This is a genomic window from Pseudomonas sp. Colony2 (assembly GCF_019382755.1).
Classification (GTDB): domain Bacteria; phylum Pseudomonadota; class Gammaproteobacteria; order Pseudomonadales; family Pseudomonadaceae; genus Aquipseudomonas.
Window position 1 is genome coordinate 3,404,444 of record NZ_CP080030.1, and the last position, 15,946, is coordinate 3,420,389.

Genomic DNA, 15,946 nt, shown 5'->3' on the forward strand with positions numbered 1-15,946 from the left:
GTTGCAGATGCACCGCCCGGTCATCGCAACAGTACTGCGCTACCTCGACCTCAGTTCTTCGCCCGGCTCAATGGAAATTCGTACCGGCGCTTATCGATAAAGATCGAATAACGTAATCCTCCGTCGCCGCTCGGCTGAAGAATGCTGTGGGTCTTGGATTTATGGAAAGGGTGGCTGTAAAGAGAGGGAAGGTCTGAATAGGCATAGCTTTCAAAATGCAGTTCGTCGCCTACCCAATGCACCTCGTTGTACAGGAAGTGCCAGTTTTTGCTGGAAGCCATGTAGAGGTAGGCACTGCCGTTGGGACCCATGATGACTTCTACCTCTAGCTCGCCTTTGTCATTTGCCCACTTGCCAATATATCGCTCCATACCGGAGTGGGCAGGTATCCCGGGATCCGCTACAAAGTCACTGGCCTTGAAAGGGGTTTTGCGCGCAGCTTCAGCGGCGGCGTTTGGATAAAGGGCACACAGCGGTGCGACGTTACTGACTTTTACGTAGTTGAAGGTCAGGCTCGTATCCGAAACATCCATGCTCAGCGTCATGGTCTGCGGGTCGAATGCCAGGACCTTCAGGTCGAAGTTGTCTGAAGGTGATTTGAGATGGATGACCTTTCCATCGTCGGACACCTTGAAGTCGCTCACTTCTTTTTCCTGGTGCTTCCCGGGTTCAGCGCAGTTGAATGGATGCAATGTGGCTTTGGCATCAGCGCTGTATTCGACCACGTTGGCAATTCCGTTGCGCAGAGGAACCATGGCCCAGATGCCAACTACGTTATCTTGAGTCGCCAGCGCGTGCGTCGAAGGCTTGGCGCCATGGTTGGCACACCCGGTCATCATCAACGTGGCCAGGGAAATTGTCAGAACGTTGATCCGCATCGGGCTTATCCGTAAGAGTGTTCGCATTGATCCATCTGTCGCGGTTGGCGACCTTCTGGCAGGCAAGCATCATAAGGGATCGTTACGCTACGGTGCAGACCCAGAGGTGATTCTGCCGATAGGGCGCGCGGGTGAAGTGAACATCTGAAACCAGATGCATGCCTCGCTCTTGCAGGGCTTCGGTCAGTTGTACGAGTGTCTCTGCCTGGATAGTCATTGCTGTTACCTCGTCAGATTTACTGCGTTCATAATTCTTGACCGGCCGGGCAACTGGCTAATTCAAATTTTCTACAACGTTGATTGACGTGTGGTTGCTTCAGTTCTTTTGCTCCCGATCCCAGGATAAGCGCGACCTGAAAATACGCGGGCAGTGGTGCTCACGCACTCGAGGTGACCTACAGTGAAACATCGCGCCGGTATGACATGAGGAGATCCTATGTCCACTTTCAAGCTGACTTCGCGCGTCTTCAGTACGCCCCGTCACACAACGCATTATCTGGAGTCGGGACCTGCCGATGGGGCATTGATGATGTTCCTGCATGGTTGGCCCGAACTCGGTTTGATCTGGCGTGCACAGATGGAAGCGTTCGCTGCCCAAGGCTGGCACTGCGTCGCACCCGATATGCGCGGCTATGGCGGCTCTTCGGCGCCGGCCGCGATCAATGCGTACACGATTGAAAACATCGTGGCAGACATGACAGAGCTGCATGACCATCTCGGTGGAACGCCCGCCATCTGGGTGGGCCACGATTGGGGCAGCGTCGTGGCCGGTGAACTGGTCGCCCATGAACCTTGGCGCAGCCGCGGCGTTGTGTTGGTTTCGGTTCCGTACTTTCCTTCCACGAACGCGCTGGCGACGCTCATACCGCTGGTTGACCGAGGGATTTACCCGGTCGACCAGTATCCAGACGGCCAATGGGACTATTACCGCTACTACAACACGCATTTTGCGTCCGCCGTGGCTGATCTTGACGCGGACAAAGCAGCATCGCTGGCGTCGATTTATCGAAGAGGCGACCCTGCAAGCATCGCCAGGGTCGCCTCCAATGCCGAAGTGACCCGCAAAGGCGGGCGGTTTGGCGAAGCGCACCGGGCTCCCCCGACCCCGCCAGACCCGGCGCTCTGGCCCGAGACGGACTTCGCGGTACTGGTGCGCACGTTCGAGGAGCATGGTTTCCGCACGCCCTGCGCGTGGTATCTGAACGACGACGCCAACATCGAATACGCCCATCGCGCACCCAATGGCGGCCGCCTCTCCATGCCCGTCCTGTTTGTGAACGGTGATTACGACCCGATGAATACCATCAACGGCAATCAGTTGGGCGATCCAATGCGCGCGGCCTGCGCAGACCTCACAGTGACGAGCCTGCCTGGCGGGCATTGGCTGCCGGTGGAGTGCAAGACCGAACTCGTTGCGGCCATAAGTCGCTGGCTGATGCTCGCGAAATTCGTGGCCCATCAGTAAGCCCGGATCACACCTTGGGATGGGTGAGTCGGGTACCGGCACGCGTGCCGGTAGTCAGCGTCGTGGCTTGTGATCAACTGCGTTTTGGCTTCTTTCTTGACCGGGTTTGCCGTGATGAGATCTCGATCCACGTCGGCGCATGATCACTGGCATGCTCTTCACCCCGTACCCATGCATCTACGCCGACGTTTTTCAGGTACGGGGCGAGTACCGGGTTGAGCAGCAGATGGTCGATGCGCAGCCCGGAATTCTTCTGCCAATGCTGACGGAAATAATCCCAAAACGTGTACACCCGCTCTTCCGGGTACAGGTGCCTCAGCGAGTCGATCCAGCCCTGGGAAAGCAGCCTTTGAAAGCACTCACGGCTTTCTGGCTGGAGGAGGGCATCCTTGAGCCATGAGCGGGTGTTGTAGATGTCCAGGTCGGTGGGCACCACGTTGTAGTCACCGGCCAGGACCACGGGATGTTCGCTGGCCTGCAGTGTTGCAGCGTGGGAGATCAGGTGTTCGAACCACGCGAGCTTGTAATCAAATTTTGGCCCGGGTTGAGGGTTTCCGTTGGGCAGGTACAGGCATCCGACAATCACGCCATGGACAGCCGCTTCCAGGTATCGAGACTGCGAGTCGTCCTTGGCTCCCGGCAAGCCCTTATGGATCAAAAGGGGTTCGGAATCCCGCGCGAGAATTGCCACTCCGTTCCAGGAAGCCTGGCCATGGTGCAATGAGCCATAGCCCGCCGCCTCAAGTTCTCCAGCGGGGAACGCGTTGTCTTGCGCCTTCAGTTCCTGCAGGCAGACGATGTCCGGGCGCTCCTTTTCCAGCCACTGCAGAAGGTTGGGCAGTCGCGTCTTTATGCCGTTGACATTGAATGTCGCGATCTTGAGGTTCTGCATGGCGTCGGTCCTTCAATGTGCCGGGTGCGCCGGGTGTTCGGCCACCGTGGGGGTAGGGGGCCTACCCTTGCTCATTTGGCGATGTCCCCTATACCGGTTTAGTCGCAAAGCCTCTTTTCGACTACAGCAAGCCTGCTTTTGCTCACTGACATTACGACCGGAACCTGTTTTTGAAACGACCATTGGTGTCATTTTCCGGTTGTGCCCCCGACTGGTTCAACGCTCACTGATCCAGCACAAGCACTTCGCGGCAGACCGAGAGGGGGCAGGTTGTTCAGGCGAGCTGTCGGAACGTATGATCGCAGCGAGCGCCCTTTTCCGGGCGCTGAGACTCACCCTTTGAAGGACATGAGCATGGAAAAGCACTTCGGTAATTCAGGCCTGTTCAAGGCTGCTTCGTATCACTGCAACACGCTCCTGGGCAGCGGCATTGCTCGCTGGGAGCTGAAAAATATTGCGTTGAATACGAAGGAGTTTTTGATATGTCCAAAGAACTACTCGGAGTTTCTGCTCTAGGGTTGATGGTGGTGGGGGAGTTTTGTGCAATCTACAGCGAGGTGGTAACCGCCAGGCTTGCCCAGACAGGGCATGGTTCATGGGAGGCGTTCGTCCTTCCCGTTGTGCTGATGTGTTTTGCCGGGCTTTGCCTGTTGGGTGCGTATTGGCTGGGGTACGTGGCGGTCGGTGATATCTGGGTCGTCACCGTGGTCTCAGTCACCTCCCTGGTGCTGCTTGAGCCCGTGGTGGTCTGGGCGCTGTTCCATGAAGCACCAGGGCGTGGCGCGCTCATCGGGTTTGTCCTCGGCGCCTTGGGCATGCTTGCTACTGTATTGCTTTGACTCCGCCCTCTGGCCCGGCAATCAAACGCCGGGCCAGCTCGCCTCAAATGGTCACAGATTCATCTTGAAGCCTGTGTGGGTTGGCAAGAACCCCAGGGACTCATAAAACCTATGAGCATCTGGCCGCGTACGATCACAGGTAAGCTGGATCAGTTGGCAGTGGCGCTGACGTGCTTGCTCAAACGACCATTCGAAGAATTGCCGGCCCAATCCGCTCCCACGCATTCGCTCGTGCACGCGGACGGCTTCGATTTGAGCTCGCCATGCGCCCCGATGAGAAATATTCGGAATGAAAGAAAGTTGGAGAGTACCGACCACCTCTTCATCAGCCACAGCGACGCCAAGAAACTGGTTCGGGTCTGCGTCGATGGCCTCAAACGCTCGTGTGTAGGAGCTCTGAAGCGGAAGACTGCTATCCTCTCGAACAGGCCCCAGGGAGTCATTTGCCAGCAGCAAAACAATGAAAGGCAAGTCGTCGATACTGGCGCGTCGTATGGTCAGATTCGTCACAACGGTTTCCTGAGGTGCGGTGGTATAGAGGAACCCAGCCGATGGGGGCATTCGCATCCAAACATAACATTCATCCACGGAGCAACGAGCCCATGTCAAATACCGCTGGCATGTTCATCCGTCAGTTCTTTCACGGTACCCGGGCCGACCTGGAGCCGGGCGATCTGATCCGCGTCGGCTACCCGTCCAACTTTACAGAAGGTAAAGCACTGTCCTGGGTTTACTTTGCGGGCACGCTGGATGCCGCCATCTGGGGGGCTGAGCTGGCGCTCGGCAGTGGGCGGGAACGGATTTATGTTGTGGAGCCAACGGGGGCAATCATGGATGACCCCAACGTGACGGATAAGAAGTTTCCCGGCAATCCCACGCTTTCCTATCGCTCCACTGACCCTTTGCGCGTCGTGGCGGAGGTCACGAAATGGCACGGGCATCCGCCTGAACGGTTGCAGCAGATGAAGGACAACCTCGCGCGTTTGAAGGCCGAGGGTCGCGACGTGATCATTGACTGATATCATCGGGCACAAGCCGGCGTCACCCGATCGCCAAGGGGCTTTCCTTAACTGTTCCAGCAGGTGCTTCCATGCAGAATTCCCCTCCTGAAGGTCTACCTACCTATCGGATCCTGACAGGCAAGGACGATGCCTCCTTCTGTCACCGGGTCTCTGAAGCGCTTGCGCTGGGTTACCAGCTTTACGGCTCGCCAGCGGCAACCTTCAATGGCGAGTACGTGGTGGTGGCACAGGCTGTCGTTTGGAACGCCGATAACAACGCTACTGTCAGGAACTGACGCGGGCTTGAATTAAGGTGAGTTCTCTCACTCCTGTCAGGTCAAATGATGAAATTCTCGTCTGTTCGTCTCGTTACCAACCACTTTGAACGGCTCGTTCAGTTCTATCACAACCTCTCGACTGTCGAGCCAAGGCACCTGGCTGACGGGTTCGCTGAAATTCACCTCGACGGCGTCGTCCTGGCCATAGCCGATGAACGCCTGGTCCGCCTTCACAACGATGGACTGGCAGTCGCCGCCAGCAACCGTTCGGCGATCCTGGAGTTTCAAGTGGACGATGTGGAGGCCGTCCTGCTGCGTATCGGTCGGGCTGACGTGGTGATGCCGGTGACGGTCATGCCATGGGGCAACACTTCGGTATTGCTGCGTGATCCGGATGGAAGCCTGGTCAACGTCTTTTCGAGACCTTGCCGCTGAATTGGTCCGCTGTTGTCGACAGGTTCGGTAGGGTCGATAACGGGTTAAAGTAATCAGCTTAAGCGCCGATCAATTAACATCGATACCGGAATTGGATATTTGACATGATCACGAACGTCAGCAGTCTCGCTTCAGTACCCGCCAACCCAAGTCCGGCCAGCGTCAGCGATAGCTCCAAGACCGAAGACTCTGGAACCTTGAGTCTCAACCCGGACACGGGTGCCAAAAGTGCGCCCGCTGCAGGTGGCGGCCAGGCGGCATCCACGTCGCAGGAGTCCGACACCGTCAAGGCGCTGAAAAAGCAGATTGCGGAGTTGCAAAAGCAGCTTCAAGAGCAGCAGCAAAACATGCAAAAGGCCCAGGCCAGCAATCAAAGCGCAGACGCCAAAGCGGCCGCCGTGGCTGCCGCCCAGGCGCAGATTGCCGCAACGGCAGCTGCATTGCAGTCTGCGTCTTCGGCGTTGTTGCAGGCACTGACTTCCGACGGTGGAAGCGGTACCGGTTCCATCGTCAGTACCACCGCCTGAGAGGCAGATTTGGTTTTCCACAAGAAGCATTCGTGTACCCACGGGCCATTCTGTTCGACCTGTATAACACGCTGACGCACCGAGCCTTGATTAGCCTCACCTTGCACACCAAACGTCAACGGAACTGCGTTTATGAAATACAGCTGGATCGCACTTGTCTTACTGCTTTGTGCCTGCACGAGCGGCCCCACCCGGGAACAACTGGCAGAACAACGCTTATGGGAATACCAGTTGCTCACTCACCTCAATCACTTCAAGTCGTACCCCGAAGAAGCTCGCCTGCAAGGATTGACCGGCCTGGTCAGGGTTGAATTCGTGGTCGACGCCAAAGGCAACCTGATACGCCACAAAGTCATCAGCCATACAGGTTCGGATCTGTTCGTCAGCGCCGTGGAGAGATTCGTTCCGGCGGCGTCGCCAGTGCCTGCGCCTCCACCCTCAATGCTGCTCAAAGGCGAGATTCAAGTGGTGGCCCCGTTTGTATTCTGCCTGGAGGGCGTGGCCTGCGGCGGCTCACCGCCACGCCGGCTGTAGCTGACCTGCGGATAAATTCCGGGCAAAGAAAAGCCCGCGATGGGGAGCGCGGGCTTAAAGGTTTTCACCAGGAGCTGAGGTGACCATAGGCGCCCGACTGTGAAAGGGTTGTGAAAGGGCGCCAGCGCTGCACTCAACTCAGTAGGCGCCCGCGGCCGCCTTTGCACCGCTGACGATGGCGATCCCGGAGCTGCTGCCCAGGCGCGTAGCACCGGCTTCGATCATCGCCTGGGCCGTCGCCAGGTCGCGCACGCCGCCCGACGCCTTCACGCCTATCTGCGCCCCCACCACGCCGCGCATCAGGCGCACATCCGCCAATGTCGCGCCGCCATGGCCGAAACCGGTGGAGGTCTTGACGAACGCCACGTTCAGCTCGCGGCACAGGCTGCAGGCATGGGTTTTCTGCTGGTCATCCAGCAGGCCGGTCTCGAGGATGACTTTCAGCGGCACCGCGCCGCAGGCCGCCAGCACCTGGGCAATATCGTCGCGTACCTGGTCCAGCAGGCCATCCTTCAGCCAGCCGATGTTCAGCACCATGTCGATCTCGCCTGCACCGGCCTCGATCGCAAGCTTTGCCTCATAAGCCTTGGCCGCACTCAAGCCCGCACCCAGGGGGAAGCCGACGACGGCACAGACCAACGGCGCGGAGTCGCGCAGGCATTCGGCGGCCAGCGGCACGTTGGCGCTGTTGACGCACACGGACTTGAAGCCATGCTCGCGGGCCTCGGCGCACAGTTGGCGAATGCTCGCCTGGGAAGCATCGGCGGCCAGCAGGGTGTGGTCGATATAGGCTGCGAGCGGCAACGGATCAGTCGGCATGGCAAGTGTCCTGTAAGGATGAGGTGCTGGGAAAAGGCGGTTTGTGTTAAGTTGGATGCATTAAATGTGAAATAAATAACATTGTAAATGGAATTTGTGACTGTCCTGATCAAGGGCACGCATTCAACGAGGGTTGGAACGCAGTGGATTCAAAGAAAAGCGAAAGATTTCGGGCCATGCACAAGGCCTTGCAGGGCGAGTCGGCGATTCACTTGCGTGACATGGCCGCATTGCTGGGTGTATCGGAAATGACCCTGCGCCGCGACCTGGCAGACAGCCCACAGGGCCTGCGACTGTTGGGCGGGCACGTAACCCGCAGCGGGCCGCCGGAGCCCGATTACCAGGTCGCCGAACAGGACCAGCGCCACGTCGCCGAGAAGCGTCAGATCGGCGTGCTGGCCGCCAGCCTGGTGCGCCCCGGCGACACGGTGTTCATCGATTGCGGCACCACCACGCCGTTCATTATCGAGGCGTTGCCGGATGACCTGGAGTTCACCGCGCTGTGCAATTCCCTCAACGTATTGCTCAAGCTCCAGCAAAAGCCCCACTGCACCATCATCCTCTGCGGTGGCACCTTTCACCGGCGCAACATGGTCTTCGAGAGCCATGCCGAGGCGGGCATCCTGGATGGCATCCGTGTGGCGTGGGCGTTCATTTCCGCGGCCGGCGTCAGCGCCGCCCACGGTGTGACCTGCTACAACCTCAACGAAGTGGAGGTCAAGCGCCGGGTCATGGCGCGGGCGCAGACCTGCGTGCTGGTGGCCGACCACAGCAAGTTCGACGAAGTACGTGCGGCACACTTTGCCGAGCTGTCGGACTTCCAGCGGGTGATCAGCGACCCCGGGCTCGAGGCGGTACAGCAGCAGGTGATCAGGGACAGCGGGGCGATCCTGCTGATCTGACTCAAACAGAATTGTGATTTTTATTTCATTTGTTCGGAATTTAACAAATTGGCCTTGACACTCTCGGGAGCAAGGCATAGTTTTTCAAATGTGATCGCGGTTCACATTTGTGAGCACGACCTCCCTGAAGGCCGTGCCCGAATCCTGACAACAATAAAAATAGGAATCACCATGCTCCAGATAGCCCGTAAACCTGTTCATGTGCTGGCCCTTGCACTGGCTGTCGCGGCCTCGGCGCTGGCGCTGAACGCCCAGGCCAAGGATCTGAAGATCGGTTTCAGCCAGGTCACCCTGCAATCTCCCTTCTACGTACAACTGCGCGACGGCGCCAAGGCTGCAGCGGCCAAGGGCGGCGACGAGCTGATCTTCCTCGACGCCAACGGCGATATCAGCAAGCAGAACAACGATATCCAGGACCTGCTGACCCGCAAGGTCGACATCCTCATCATCAATGCCGTGAACCCCGACGCCGTGGGCGCGGCCCTCGACGCCGCCAAACGCGCCAAGGTGCCGGTGATTGCCGTCGACCGCGCAATCAATGCCCCGGTCGCCACCACTATTGGCCGTAACAATGCCGAGATGGGCGAGCTGTCCGGCAAGGCGCTGCTCGCCGCGCTCAAGCAGCGCGGCGTGACCAAGGGCAAGATCATCGAGATCCAGGGCGACGCCGGCGGTACGGTGATGAAAGAACGCCGCAAGGGTTTCCACACCGCTTTGGCCTGCACCGACTTCAAGATCATCGACGGCCCCTACAGCGAGTACATGCGCGCCAACGCAGTCACGGCAATGCAGGATTTGCTGCAAGCGCACCCGGACCTCAAGGCGGTGATCGCGCATAACGACGACATGGCCATGGGCGCGCTGCAAGTGCTCACCGAAAGCGGCAAGAAAGACGTCCTCGTGGCCGGGATCGACGGCTTGTCCGAGGCCTTGAATGCCATCCAGAGCGGCGATCAATACGTGGCCACCGCCCTCAACGACCCACGCTACCTGGGCGAGGTCGCCATTGAGGCGGCGCGGGCCCTGGCGGCCGGCAAGTCGGTGCCGAACTTTGTCGACGCCGGCACCCAGGTGGTGACCAAGGCCAACGTGGCCGAGGTCAAGCATGACTCTACCTTCGGCGAATACCGCCCCGGCGCGCTCTGACGGATCTGCGCCGCCACGCTATGGATTTTTGCGGGCACCTCTTGCGGGAGGTGCCTGTTCGAACGCACTCGTCACTCAACAGAGGAATTCACTGTGAAAGCTGCCGTCATGTACCAACCGGGCGATATCCGGGTCGAAGATGTTCCAAAACCTGCGGTCAAGGCCGGCCACGCGCTGGTTCGGGTCGCCGCCTGCGGCGTGTGCGGCTCGGATATCCCGCGCATGCTGAGCAAGGGCGCCCATGTGATGCCGCTGATTTGCGGCCATGAATTCGCAGGCTTTATCGAAGAGATCGGCAGCGGTGTCGAAGGCTATGCCATCGGCGAACTGGTGACAGTGCCGCCGATGATCCCGGACGTCAGCAGCGACCAATATGCCCGAGGCTTTCCGTCCCGCTCGGAGCGCTACGATTACTTCGGCAGCCGCCGCGACGGCGCATATGCCGAGTACGTCAATGTGCCGCTGAGCAACCTGATCAAGGTGCCCCAAGGCATGGACCCGATTGCCGCGTCCCTGGTGGACCCGGCGGCGATTGCCCTGCATGCGATCTGGAAAGCCGACTTCAAGGCCGGGCAGAGCGGGGCAGTGGTAGGTTGCGGGCCAATCGGCCTGTTTGCGATCCAGTGGCTGCGGATCATGGGGGCCAAGGACATCGTCGCCATCGACATCGCCGAAGAGAAACTCGCCATGGCCCGCGAAGCCGGCGCCACCCACACCCTGCTCAGCGGCGCGGCGGATGCCGAGTTGCCCCGTTGCCAACTGGTGATTGAAGCGGCAGGCCATCCCAGCTCGATCAACCAGGCCGTGCAACTGACCAAGGCTGGCGGGCATGTGGTGTTTATCGGCATTCCCACCAGTGACGTGGCCCTCAGCACTGCGACGTTCTCGCACTTCCTGCGCCAGGAAATCTCCCTGCACGGCGCCTGGAACTCGTTCTCGGCACCGTTCCCGGGCGATGAGTGGACGGCCTCCATCGACAAGCTGGCTTCCGGTGAATTGCAGTGGCAGTTCATGATTACCCACGACTTGCCGCTGGATGAATTGCCGGCGATGTTCAAGCGCTATGCCGATCGCAGCGAAGTCGCGGCCAAGGTAATTTTCCGTCCCTGAGCCGCGCCGTCAGCTGTGTGTCGCCAAGCCCGACGACGCTGTGCGTTGCCGGGCTTAAAACAAAAAGCGTTGTTACAAGACGCAGGAGAACTACCGATGACCTTGTTGTTGGGACTGGATTTCGGAACAGGTGGGGTGCGGGCTGGTTTGTATGACCTGCACAGCCACAAACTGGTACACGTCGCCGAGGCGCCGTATGCCACGCAATACCCGCAGTTGGGTTGGGCCGAGCAGGCGCCGGCGGACTGGTGGTCGGCGCTGGGCAAGGCCTGCCGGCAGTTGATGGCCCAGGCCGGGCACCCGCAGGTGGCGGCGGTGTGCGTCGCCACCACAGCCTCCACCGTGGTGGTTGCCCAGGCGGACGGCCAACCCCTGGCCCCGGCGTTGTTATGGATGGATTGCCGCGCCGCTGCCGAGTCGGCGCGCACCGCCCACGTCAGCCACCCGATGATGAACCAGGGCGGTGACGCGGTGGAATGGCTGGTGCCCAAGGCCATGTGGCTGGCCGAGCACGAGCCTCAGGTTTACCAGCGCGCCGAGCGTATTTGCGAGGCCGTGGACTGGATCAACTTTCAGTTGACCGGGCGCTGGGTCGCCTCCCAATTGAATGCCAGTTGCAAGTGGAATTACGACACCTTGCAGCAGCGTTTTCCGGTGGAATTGTACGCCGAACTGGGCGTGCCTGAACTGGCGCAAAAACTCCCTCAGGAAGTGATCAAGGTTGGTGGCCGGATCGGCCCATTGAGCGCCGATGCCGCCAATCATCTGGGCCTGAGCCGCGACACGCTGGTGGCCCAGGGCGGAATCGACGCCCACATGGCAATGCTCAGTGCCGGCACCACTGGCGCCGGCGAGCTGTTGTTTATCGGTGGTACCTCGGTGGTGCAACTGATGCACACCCCGCAACGCATCGACGTACCGGGCATCTGGGGCCCGTACCCCGGCGCCTTGCTCGACGGCCAATGGTTGATGGAAGGCGGGCAAGTCTCCGCCGGTTCGATCCTCAACTGGCTGGCGCAAAAGATGTTCGGCCTCGACGATGCCGGGCACCAGCGCCTGATCCGCCAGGCCGCAGAACTGCAGCCCGGCTCCACCGGCTTGCTGGTGCTCGATTACTGGATGGGCAACCGTACACCGTACCGCTCACCGGACATGCGCGGCGCGATCATGGGCCTGTCGCTGAACCATGACCGGCATGACCTGTACCGCGCCTCGGTGGAAGCGATTGCCCTGGGCTCGGCGAACATCTTTCACACCTGGCGCTCCGAGGGCATCGAGATCACCCGGGTGGTCGCCGCCGGTGGTTTCCAGAAGAACCCGTTATGGTTGCAGGCCACGGTGGATGCCACCGGTGTGCCGTTCGAAATGGTGCCCCACGACAACCTCACCCTGATCGGCACCGCCGCCGCTGCCGCCTGCGCCCTCGGCGAGTTCGGCACCTTGCAGGAAGCCGCTACCGACTTCACCACCATCGGCCGGCTGATCGAGCCCGACCCTTACGCCCACGAGCAATACATCGAGCTGTTGGGCCGCTATCGCGCCGCCACCGACAGCGTCGCGCCCATCAGTTGCAAGCCACCGGCGAACCGCACGCTCGGCGTAAGGCCGGCAGCATGAGCGCCCATCCTGAAGAAACGTTTGCCACGCGGTTGTCGGCCGATTCCCAGCGTGATGACTTGATGGTCCAGGTGGCCAAGCTGTATTACGACCTGGAAAAGACCCAAAGCGATATCTCCCGGGAGACCGGCCTGACCCGCTGGCAAGTCAGCCGCTTGCTGCGCGAGGCGCGGGATTGCGGGGTGGTGCGCATCGATATCGTCGCCCGCTCGGCGCGCTTGCCGCAGCTGGAAGTGGCTTTGCAACGGCGTTTCGGCCTGCGTGAAGCATTGGTGCTGGATGTGGAAGATGCCGACACCGCGCTGAACGTGGTGACCCAGGCCGCCGCCCGTTACCTGTGCAACTTGCAGCCGATGCCGGCGCTGATCGGCGTGTCGTGGGGCCGCACCCTGACCAAAATGGCCCAGTGGCTGGTGCCGCGCTGGAACGAGGGGGTCAACGTGGTGCTGCTGAACGGCGCGATCAATACCCGTTCGATGGGCGAGTCCAGCCATAACGTCGCCGAGCGCTTCGCCCAGGCTGCCCGTGGCCAGGCCACGTTGCTGCCGGTGCCGGCGATTCTCGGGCATGCGCATACCCGCGAGGCGCTGGAGCAGGACCCGGTGATCGCCCAGGTATTGCGCCTCGGGCAACAGGCGCCGGTGGCGTGTTTCAGCCTGGGGGAGTTGTCTGATCATTCGGTGTTGATGGAGTCGGGTTACATCGACCGGCCATTGCTCGAAGAGCTGGAACGCCTGGGCGCCGTCGGCGACATCATGGGCCGCTTTATCGGCATGGACGGTGAACCGGTGATGCCCGAACTCGACGCCCGCACCCTGGGCCTGCCGTTGGCCGCCTTGCGCGACAAGGCCTGGTCCATTGCCGTGTGCGTCGGCGCGCAGAAGCACCGTATCGTCCACGCCAGCGTCAAGGCCGGCTACGTCAATGTGCTGGCCACCGACGCGGCCACCGCCCGCTATTTGCTGGAGCAGGATCATGAGTGAGTTGGCCCTGGATATCCGTCATGTCAGCAAGCGTTTTCCGCCCAATGTGGTGGCGCTGACCGATGCCTCCCTCGACGTTCGGCCCGGTGAGGTGCATTGCCTGCTGGGTGCCAATGGCGCGGGCAAAAGTACCCTGTTGAAAATCGTCGCCGGCGCCCATCGCCCGGATGGCGGCGAGATGTCGGTGGCGGGCCGGCGGGTGGAACTGAAGAATCCGCAACAGGCGCGCCAGGCCGGGATCGCGATGATCTATCAGGAGCTCGACCTGATCCCGCAGATGACCGTCGAAGAGAACCTGATGCTCGGCTACGCGCCCCAGCGCTTCGGGATTATTTCCCGGGGCAAGCGCAGTGCGTTGGCCAAGGCCGCACTGTTGCGGGTCGGGGCCAACTTCTCGAGTTCCGACCGGGTGGGCAGCCTGTCGATTGCCAACCAGCAATTGGCGGCCATCGCCCGTGCACTGACCTGTGAGGCCCGGCTGGTGGTGATGGATGAGCCTTCGGCGGCGCTGAACGAGACCGAACTCAAGCGGGTGTTCCAGGTGATTCGCGAGATCACTGCGGCGGGTGTGGCGGTGCTGTATGTCAGCCACCGCTTGAATGAAATTCGCGAGATCGGCGACCGGGTCACGGTGCTGCGTGCCGGGCGAACCCTGCAAACCCACGAGCTGGCGCAGATCGACGACCAGGCGCTGATCGCCGCCGTGGTCGGCGAGCACCGCGACCTGCTGGAACGCAGCCCGCGTCAGGCGCCGCGGGATAACCTGGCGCTGAATATTCGCCGGCTGCAAGGCGAGCAGGGCCTGGACGTGCAGGGGCTGGAAGTGCGTCAGGGCGAAATTGTCGGGCTTGCCGGGCTTAACGGGGCAGGGCGCAGCACGTTGCTCAAAGCCTTGTTTGGCGTGGGGCGCAACGACAGCGATGTTGAACTGTTTGGCCAGCCTTATCAGCCGCAAACCTCGCGCCAGGCGATCCGCCAGGGCGTCGGGTTGGTGCCGGAAAACCGCAAGACCGAAGGCCTGCTGCTGGATGCGCCGATCTACCGCAATGCCTGCCTGGTGCACACCCGGCACTTGAACTGGTTTTCCCATCGCCAGGCCAAGGACCGCGCCGGCCCGGTGCTGCAGCGCTTGCAGACCAAGCTCGACAACCTTGAGCAACCGGTACGCCAGCTCTCCGGCGGCAATCAACAGAAGGTGGTCATGGCCAAGTGGGTGATCGACGGCGCGCGCCTGTTGCTGCTGGACGAGCCCAGTCGTGGCCTGGATGTCGGCGCCAAGGCCGACCTGTATGCCCTGGCCCGCAGCCTGGCGCAGGAAGGGGCGGCGGTGCTGGTCGCCAGCAGCGAGCTGGACGAGTTGTACGTCAATTGCGACCGCATCTGGGTGATGCATGAGGGGCGCAACGCGCTGTGTTTCGACCCCTTGACTGCCAGTCGCGACCAGATCGACCAGGCCATCCTTATCGGTAGAACGAGTGTAGAACCATGACTATTGCAAGCAACCCAAGCCCGGTTTTCGATAAGCCCGTCACCCTTACCAGCCGCCGTCGCAGTGCGGTGCTGGAGTGGGTGATGCGCTACAACTTTGTGTTCATTTTCCTGTTTGCGGTGGTGGTGGCGACGTTCCTGTCGGACGACTTCCTGACCTTCGGCAACATCGCCAACCTGTTCCAGCAGGGGGCGATTGTCGGGATCATCGCCATCGGCATGACCTTCGTTATCCTTACGGCCAATATCGACCTGTCGGTGGGCAGCCTGTGTGCCTTCGGCGGGATCCTGGTGGCGGTGCTCCTGCAGCAGCAGGTCAGCGGCTGGCTGGCGGTGCCGGCCACGTTGCTGGTGGGACTGGCCATCGGCACCTTGATGGGCAGCCTCACGGTCTTTGGCAAGGTGCCGAGTTTTATCATCACCCTGGCCGGGCTGGTGTCGCTGCGCGGGGCCACCTTCCTGGCATCCGACGGTGCGCCGATTGGCGGATTGCCGGCCAGCTTCACCTCGTTCGGCTCGGCCATGATCGACATCTGGCCCAGCGCTGGCATTGCGTTTCCGGTACTGGGGCTGATCTTTATCCTGATCACCGTCATCGCCTGGCTGGTGCTGCGCTACACGGTGTTTGGCGAATACGTGCTGGCCACCGGCGGCAACCTGGAGGCTGCGCGGCTGTCCGGCGTGCCGGTGCGGGCGGTGACGATTGCGGTGTTCGCCATCTGCGGCGGCCTGGCAGCATTCGCCGGCTTGTTGATGACCTCACGCCTGCACGTCGGCCAACCGACCGCAGCCCAGGGCCTGGAACTGGATGCAATTGCCGCCGTGGTGCTGGGTGGCACCAGCCTGTTCGGCGGGCGCGGCAGCGTGGTAGGCACGGCGGTGGCGGTGATGCTGCTGCAGGTGTTGCGCAATATCTTCAACCTGCTGGGGCTGGGCTCGTTCTACCAGATGGCGATCACCGGGGTGATCATCGTGCTGGCGATTTTGCTCAACCGCTTGATCGACCATTACGCCGGGCGCACCTGAGGACAC

The 15,946-nt window shown here is 60.9% G+C and carries 20 protein-coding genes; 15 read left to right on the forward strand and 5 right to left on the reverse strand.

Annotated features, from left to right (window positions below; all coding sequences use genetic code 11):
* Nucleotides 1-50: 50 nt before the first annotated feature.
* Both JV201_RS13470 and JV201_RS29720 read right to left on the reverse strand, forming a co-directional pair.
* Nucleotides 51-878: a hypothetical protein gene (locus tag JV201_RS13470; protein WP_177023105.1), complete on the reverse strand. Its 828-nt coding sequence runs from the start codon at nucleotides 876-878 to the stop codon at nucleotides 51-53.
* Nucleotides 879-960: 82 nt separating this feature from the next.
* Nucleotides 961-1,095: a hypothetical protein gene (locus tag JV201_RS29720; protein WP_023658805.1), complete on the reverse strand. Its 135-nt coding sequence runs from the start codon at nucleotides 1,093-1,095 to the stop codon at nucleotides 961-963.
* Nucleotides 1,096-1,314: 219 nt separating this feature from the next.
* On the opposite strand from JV201_RS29720, the gene JV201_RS13475 reads away from it, so the two are divergent.
* A complete protein-coding gene (locus JV201_RS13475) occupies nucleotides 1,315-2,343 on the forward strand; it encodes an alpha/beta fold hydrolase (RefSeq protein WP_219407069.1) in 1,029 nt (342 codons plus the stop codon).
* 73 nt (nucleotides 2,344-2,416) lie between these two features.
* Here the strand turns inward: JV201_RS13475 and xth are convergent, their stop codons facing one another.
* A complete protein-coding gene (gene xth, locus JV201_RS13480) occupies nucleotides 2,417-3,235 on the reverse strand; it encodes an exodeoxyribonuclease III (RefSeq protein ID WP_102368989.1) in 819 nt (272 codons plus the stop codon).
* 354 nt (nucleotides 3,236-3,589) lie between these two features.
* Between xth and JV201_RS13485 the strand changes: the two genes are divergently transcribed.
* Complete coding sequence (locus JV201_RS13485) at nucleotides 3,590-3,751, forward strand: hypothetical protein (protein WP_166742167.1); 162 nt, start codon at nucleotides 3,590-3,592, stop codon at nucleotides 3,749-3,751.
* The gene (locus JV201_RS13490; protein WP_250884657.1) at nucleotides 3,718-4,074 is read left to right on the forward strand and encodes a hypothetical protein; all 357 of its coding nucleotides are present in this window, start codon (nucleotides 3,718-3,720) and stop codon (nucleotides 4,072-4,074) included. Before JV201_RS13485 ends, JV201_RS13490 begins: the two co-directional genes overlap by 34 nt.
* A gap of 51 nt (nucleotides 4,075-4,125) precedes the next feature.
* Here JV201_RS13490 and JV201_RS13495 read toward each other — a convergent pair whose 3' ends face one another.
* Nucleotides 4,126-4,584, reverse strand: coding sequence for a GNAT family N-acetyltransferase (locus JV201_RS13495; RefSeq protein ID WP_219407070.1), 459 nt, complete (start codon nucleotides 4,582-4,584; stop codon nucleotides 4,126-4,128).
* Nucleotides 4,585-4,676: 92 nt separating this feature from the next.
* Here JV201_RS13495 and arr point away from each other — a divergent pair, with 92 nt between their 5' ends.
* From arr to JV201_RS13520, 5 genes are all read left to right on the forward strand, one after another.
* Nucleotides 4,677-5,093 carry an NAD(+)--rifampin ADP-ribosyltransferase gene (gene arr, locus JV201_RS13500; protein ID WP_023658807.1) on the forward strand — a complete coding sequence of 139 codons (417 nt, stop codon included), beginning with the start codon at nucleotides 4,677-4,679 and terminating at the stop codon, nucleotides 5,091-5,093.
* A 71-nt stretch (nucleotides 5,094-5,164) separates the two neighbouring features.
* A complete protein-coding gene (locus JV201_RS13505; RefSeq protein ID WP_003207731.1) occupies nucleotides 5,165-5,371 on the forward strand; it encodes a DUF1737 domain-containing protein in 207 nt (68 codons plus the stop codon).
* 48 nt (nucleotides 5,372-5,419) lie between these two features.
* Nucleotides 5,420-5,788 carry a VOC family protein gene (locus JV201_RS13510; protein WP_008435061.1) on the forward strand — a complete coding sequence of 123 codons (369 nt, stop codon included), beginning with the start codon at nucleotides 5,420-5,422 and terminating at the stop codon, nucleotides 5,786-5,788.
* Between the two features lie 104 nt (nucleotides 5,789-5,892).
* Entirely contained in the window at nucleotides 5,893-6,315 is a 423-nt protein-coding gene (locus JV201_RS13515) for a hypothetical protein (RefSeq protein ID WP_003207738.1), read from the forward strand.
* A 132-nt stretch (nucleotides 6,316-6,447) separates the two neighbouring features.
* Nucleotides 6,448-6,849, forward strand: a complete 402-nt coding sequence (locus tag JV201_RS13520; protein WP_177035506.1) for a TonB family protein — start codon at nucleotides 6,448-6,450, stop codon at nucleotides 6,847-6,849.
* Nucleotides 6,850-6,987: 138 nt separating this feature from the next.
* Here JV201_RS13520 and deoC read toward each other — a convergent pair whose 3' ends face one another.
* Nucleotides 6,988-7,668 (reverse strand): deoxyribose-phosphate aldolase, encoded by a 681-nt coding sequence (gene deoC, locus JV201_RS13525; protein ID WP_177117017.1) that lies wholly within the window; start codon nucleotides 7,666-7,668, stop codon nucleotides 6,988-6,990.
* 143 nt (nucleotides 7,669-7,811) lie between these two features.
* On the opposite strand from deoC, the gene deoR reads away from it, so the two are divergent.
* From deoR to JV201_RS13560, 7 genes are all read left to right on the forward strand, one after another.
* A complete protein-coding gene (deoR, locus tag JV201_RS13530; protein ID WP_219407071.1) occupies nucleotides 7,812-8,570 on the forward strand; it encodes a DNA-binding transcriptional repressor DeoR in 759 nt (252 codons plus the stop codon).
* Nucleotides 8,571-8,741: 171 nt separating this feature from the next.
* A complete protein-coding gene (locus JV201_RS13535; protein WP_219407072.1) occupies nucleotides 8,742-9,716 on the forward strand; it encodes a substrate-binding domain-containing protein in 975 nt (324 codons plus the stop codon).
* Nucleotides 9,717-9,809: 93 nt separating this feature from the next.
* A complete protein-coding gene (locus JV201_RS13540; RefSeq protein WP_023658808.1) occupies nucleotides 9,810-10,826 on the forward strand; it encodes a galactitol-1-phosphate 5-dehydrogenase in 1,017 nt (338 codons plus the stop codon).
* 96 nt (nucleotides 10,827-10,922) lie between these two features.
* Nucleotides 10,923-12,443, forward strand: coding sequence for a ribulokinase (locus JV201_RS13545; protein WP_087693921.1), 1,521 nt, complete (start codon nucleotides 10,923-10,925; stop codon nucleotides 12,441-12,443).
* Complete coding sequence (locus JV201_RS13550; protein ID WP_003207750.1) at nucleotides 12,440-13,426, forward strand: sugar-binding transcriptional regulator; 987 nt, start codon at nucleotides 12,440-12,442, stop codon at nucleotides 13,424-13,426. Before JV201_RS13545 ends, JV201_RS13550 begins: the two co-directional genes overlap by 4 nt.
* Complete coding sequence (locus JV201_RS13555; RefSeq protein WP_003207752.1) at nucleotides 13,419-14,915, forward strand: sugar ABC transporter ATP-binding protein; 1,497 nt, start codon at nucleotides 13,419-13,421, stop codon at nucleotides 14,913-14,915. The genes JV201_RS13550 and JV201_RS13555 overlap by 8 nt, the downstream gene beginning before the upstream one ends.
* The gene (locus JV201_RS13560; protein ID WP_003207754.1) at nucleotides 14,912-15,940 is read left to right on the forward strand and encodes an ABC transporter permease; all 1,029 of its coding nucleotides are present in this window, start codon (nucleotides 14,912-14,914) and stop codon (nucleotides 15,938-15,940) included. Before JV201_RS13555 ends, JV201_RS13560 begins: the two co-directional genes overlap by 4 nt.
* Nucleotides 15,941-15,946 lie beyond the last annotated feature (6 nt).

Excerpts from the sequence above, each read along its gene's own strand:
- JV201_RS13470 (WP_177023105.1), bottom strand. The coding sequence starts at position 878 with ATGCGGATCAACGTTCTGACAATTTCCCTGGCCACGTTGATGATGACC.
- JV201_RS29720 (WP_023658805.1), bottom strand. The coding sequence starts at position 1,095 with ATGACTATCCAGGCAGAGACACTCGTACAACTGACCGAAGCCCTGCAA.
- JV201_RS13475 (WP_219407069.1), top strand. The coding sequence starts at position 1,315 with ATGTCCACTTTCAAGCTGACTTCGCGCGTCTTCAGTACGCCCCGTCAC.
- xth (WP_102368989.1), bottom strand. The coding sequence starts at position 3,235 with ATGCAGAACCTCAAGATCGCGACATTCAATGTCAACGGCATAAAGACG.
- JV201_RS13485 (WP_166742167.1), top strand. The coding sequence starts at position 3,590 with ATGGAAAAGCACTTCGGTAATTCAGGCCTGTTCAAGGCTGCTTCGTAT.
- JV201_RS13490 (WP_250884657.1), top strand. The coding sequence starts at position 3,718 with ATGTCCAAAGAACTACTCGGAGTTTCTGCTCTAGGGTTGATGGTGGTG.
- arr (WP_023658807.1), top strand. The coding sequence starts at position 4,677 with ATGTCAAATACCGCTGGCATGTTCATCCGTCAGTTCTTTCACGGTACC.
- JV201_RS13505 (WP_003207731.1), top strand. The coding sequence starts at position 5,165 with ATGCAGAATTCCCCTCCTGAAGGTCTACCTACCTATCGGATCCTGACA.
- JV201_RS13510 (WP_008435061.1), top strand. The coding sequence starts at position 5,420 with ATGAAATTCTCGTCTGTTCGTCTCGTTACCAACCACTTTGAACGGCTC.
- JV201_RS13515 (WP_003207738.1), top strand. The coding sequence starts at position 5,893 with ATGATCACGAACGTCAGCAGTCTCGCTTCAGTACCCGCCAACCCAAGT.
- JV201_RS13520 (WP_177035506.1), top strand. The coding sequence starts at position 6,448 with ATGAAATACAGCTGGATCGCACTTGTCTTACTGCTTTGTGCCTGCACG.
- deoC (WP_177117017.1), bottom strand. The coding sequence starts at position 7,668 with ATGCCGACTGATCCGTTGCCGCTCGCAGCCTATATCGACCACACCCTG.
- JV201_RS13535 (WP_219407072.1), top strand. The coding sequence starts at position 8,742 with ATGCTCCAGATAGCCCGTAAACCTGTTCATGTGCTGGCCCTTGCACTG.
- JV201_RS13545 (WP_087693921.1), top strand. The coding sequence starts at position 10,923 with ATGACCTTGTTGTTGGGACTGGATTTCGGAACAGGTGGGGTGCGGGCT.
- JV201_RS13550 (WP_003207750.1), top strand. The coding sequence starts at position 12,440 with ATGAGCGCCCATCCTGAAGAAACGTTTGCCACGCGGTTGTCGGCCGAT.
- JV201_RS13555 (WP_003207752.1), top strand. The coding sequence starts at position 13,419 with ATGAGTGAGTTGGCCCTGGATATCCGTCATGTCAGCAAGCGTTTTCCG.
- JV201_RS13560 (WP_003207754.1), top strand. The coding sequence starts at position 14,912 with ATGACTATTGCAAGCAACCCAAGCCCGGTTTTCGATAAGCCCGTCACC.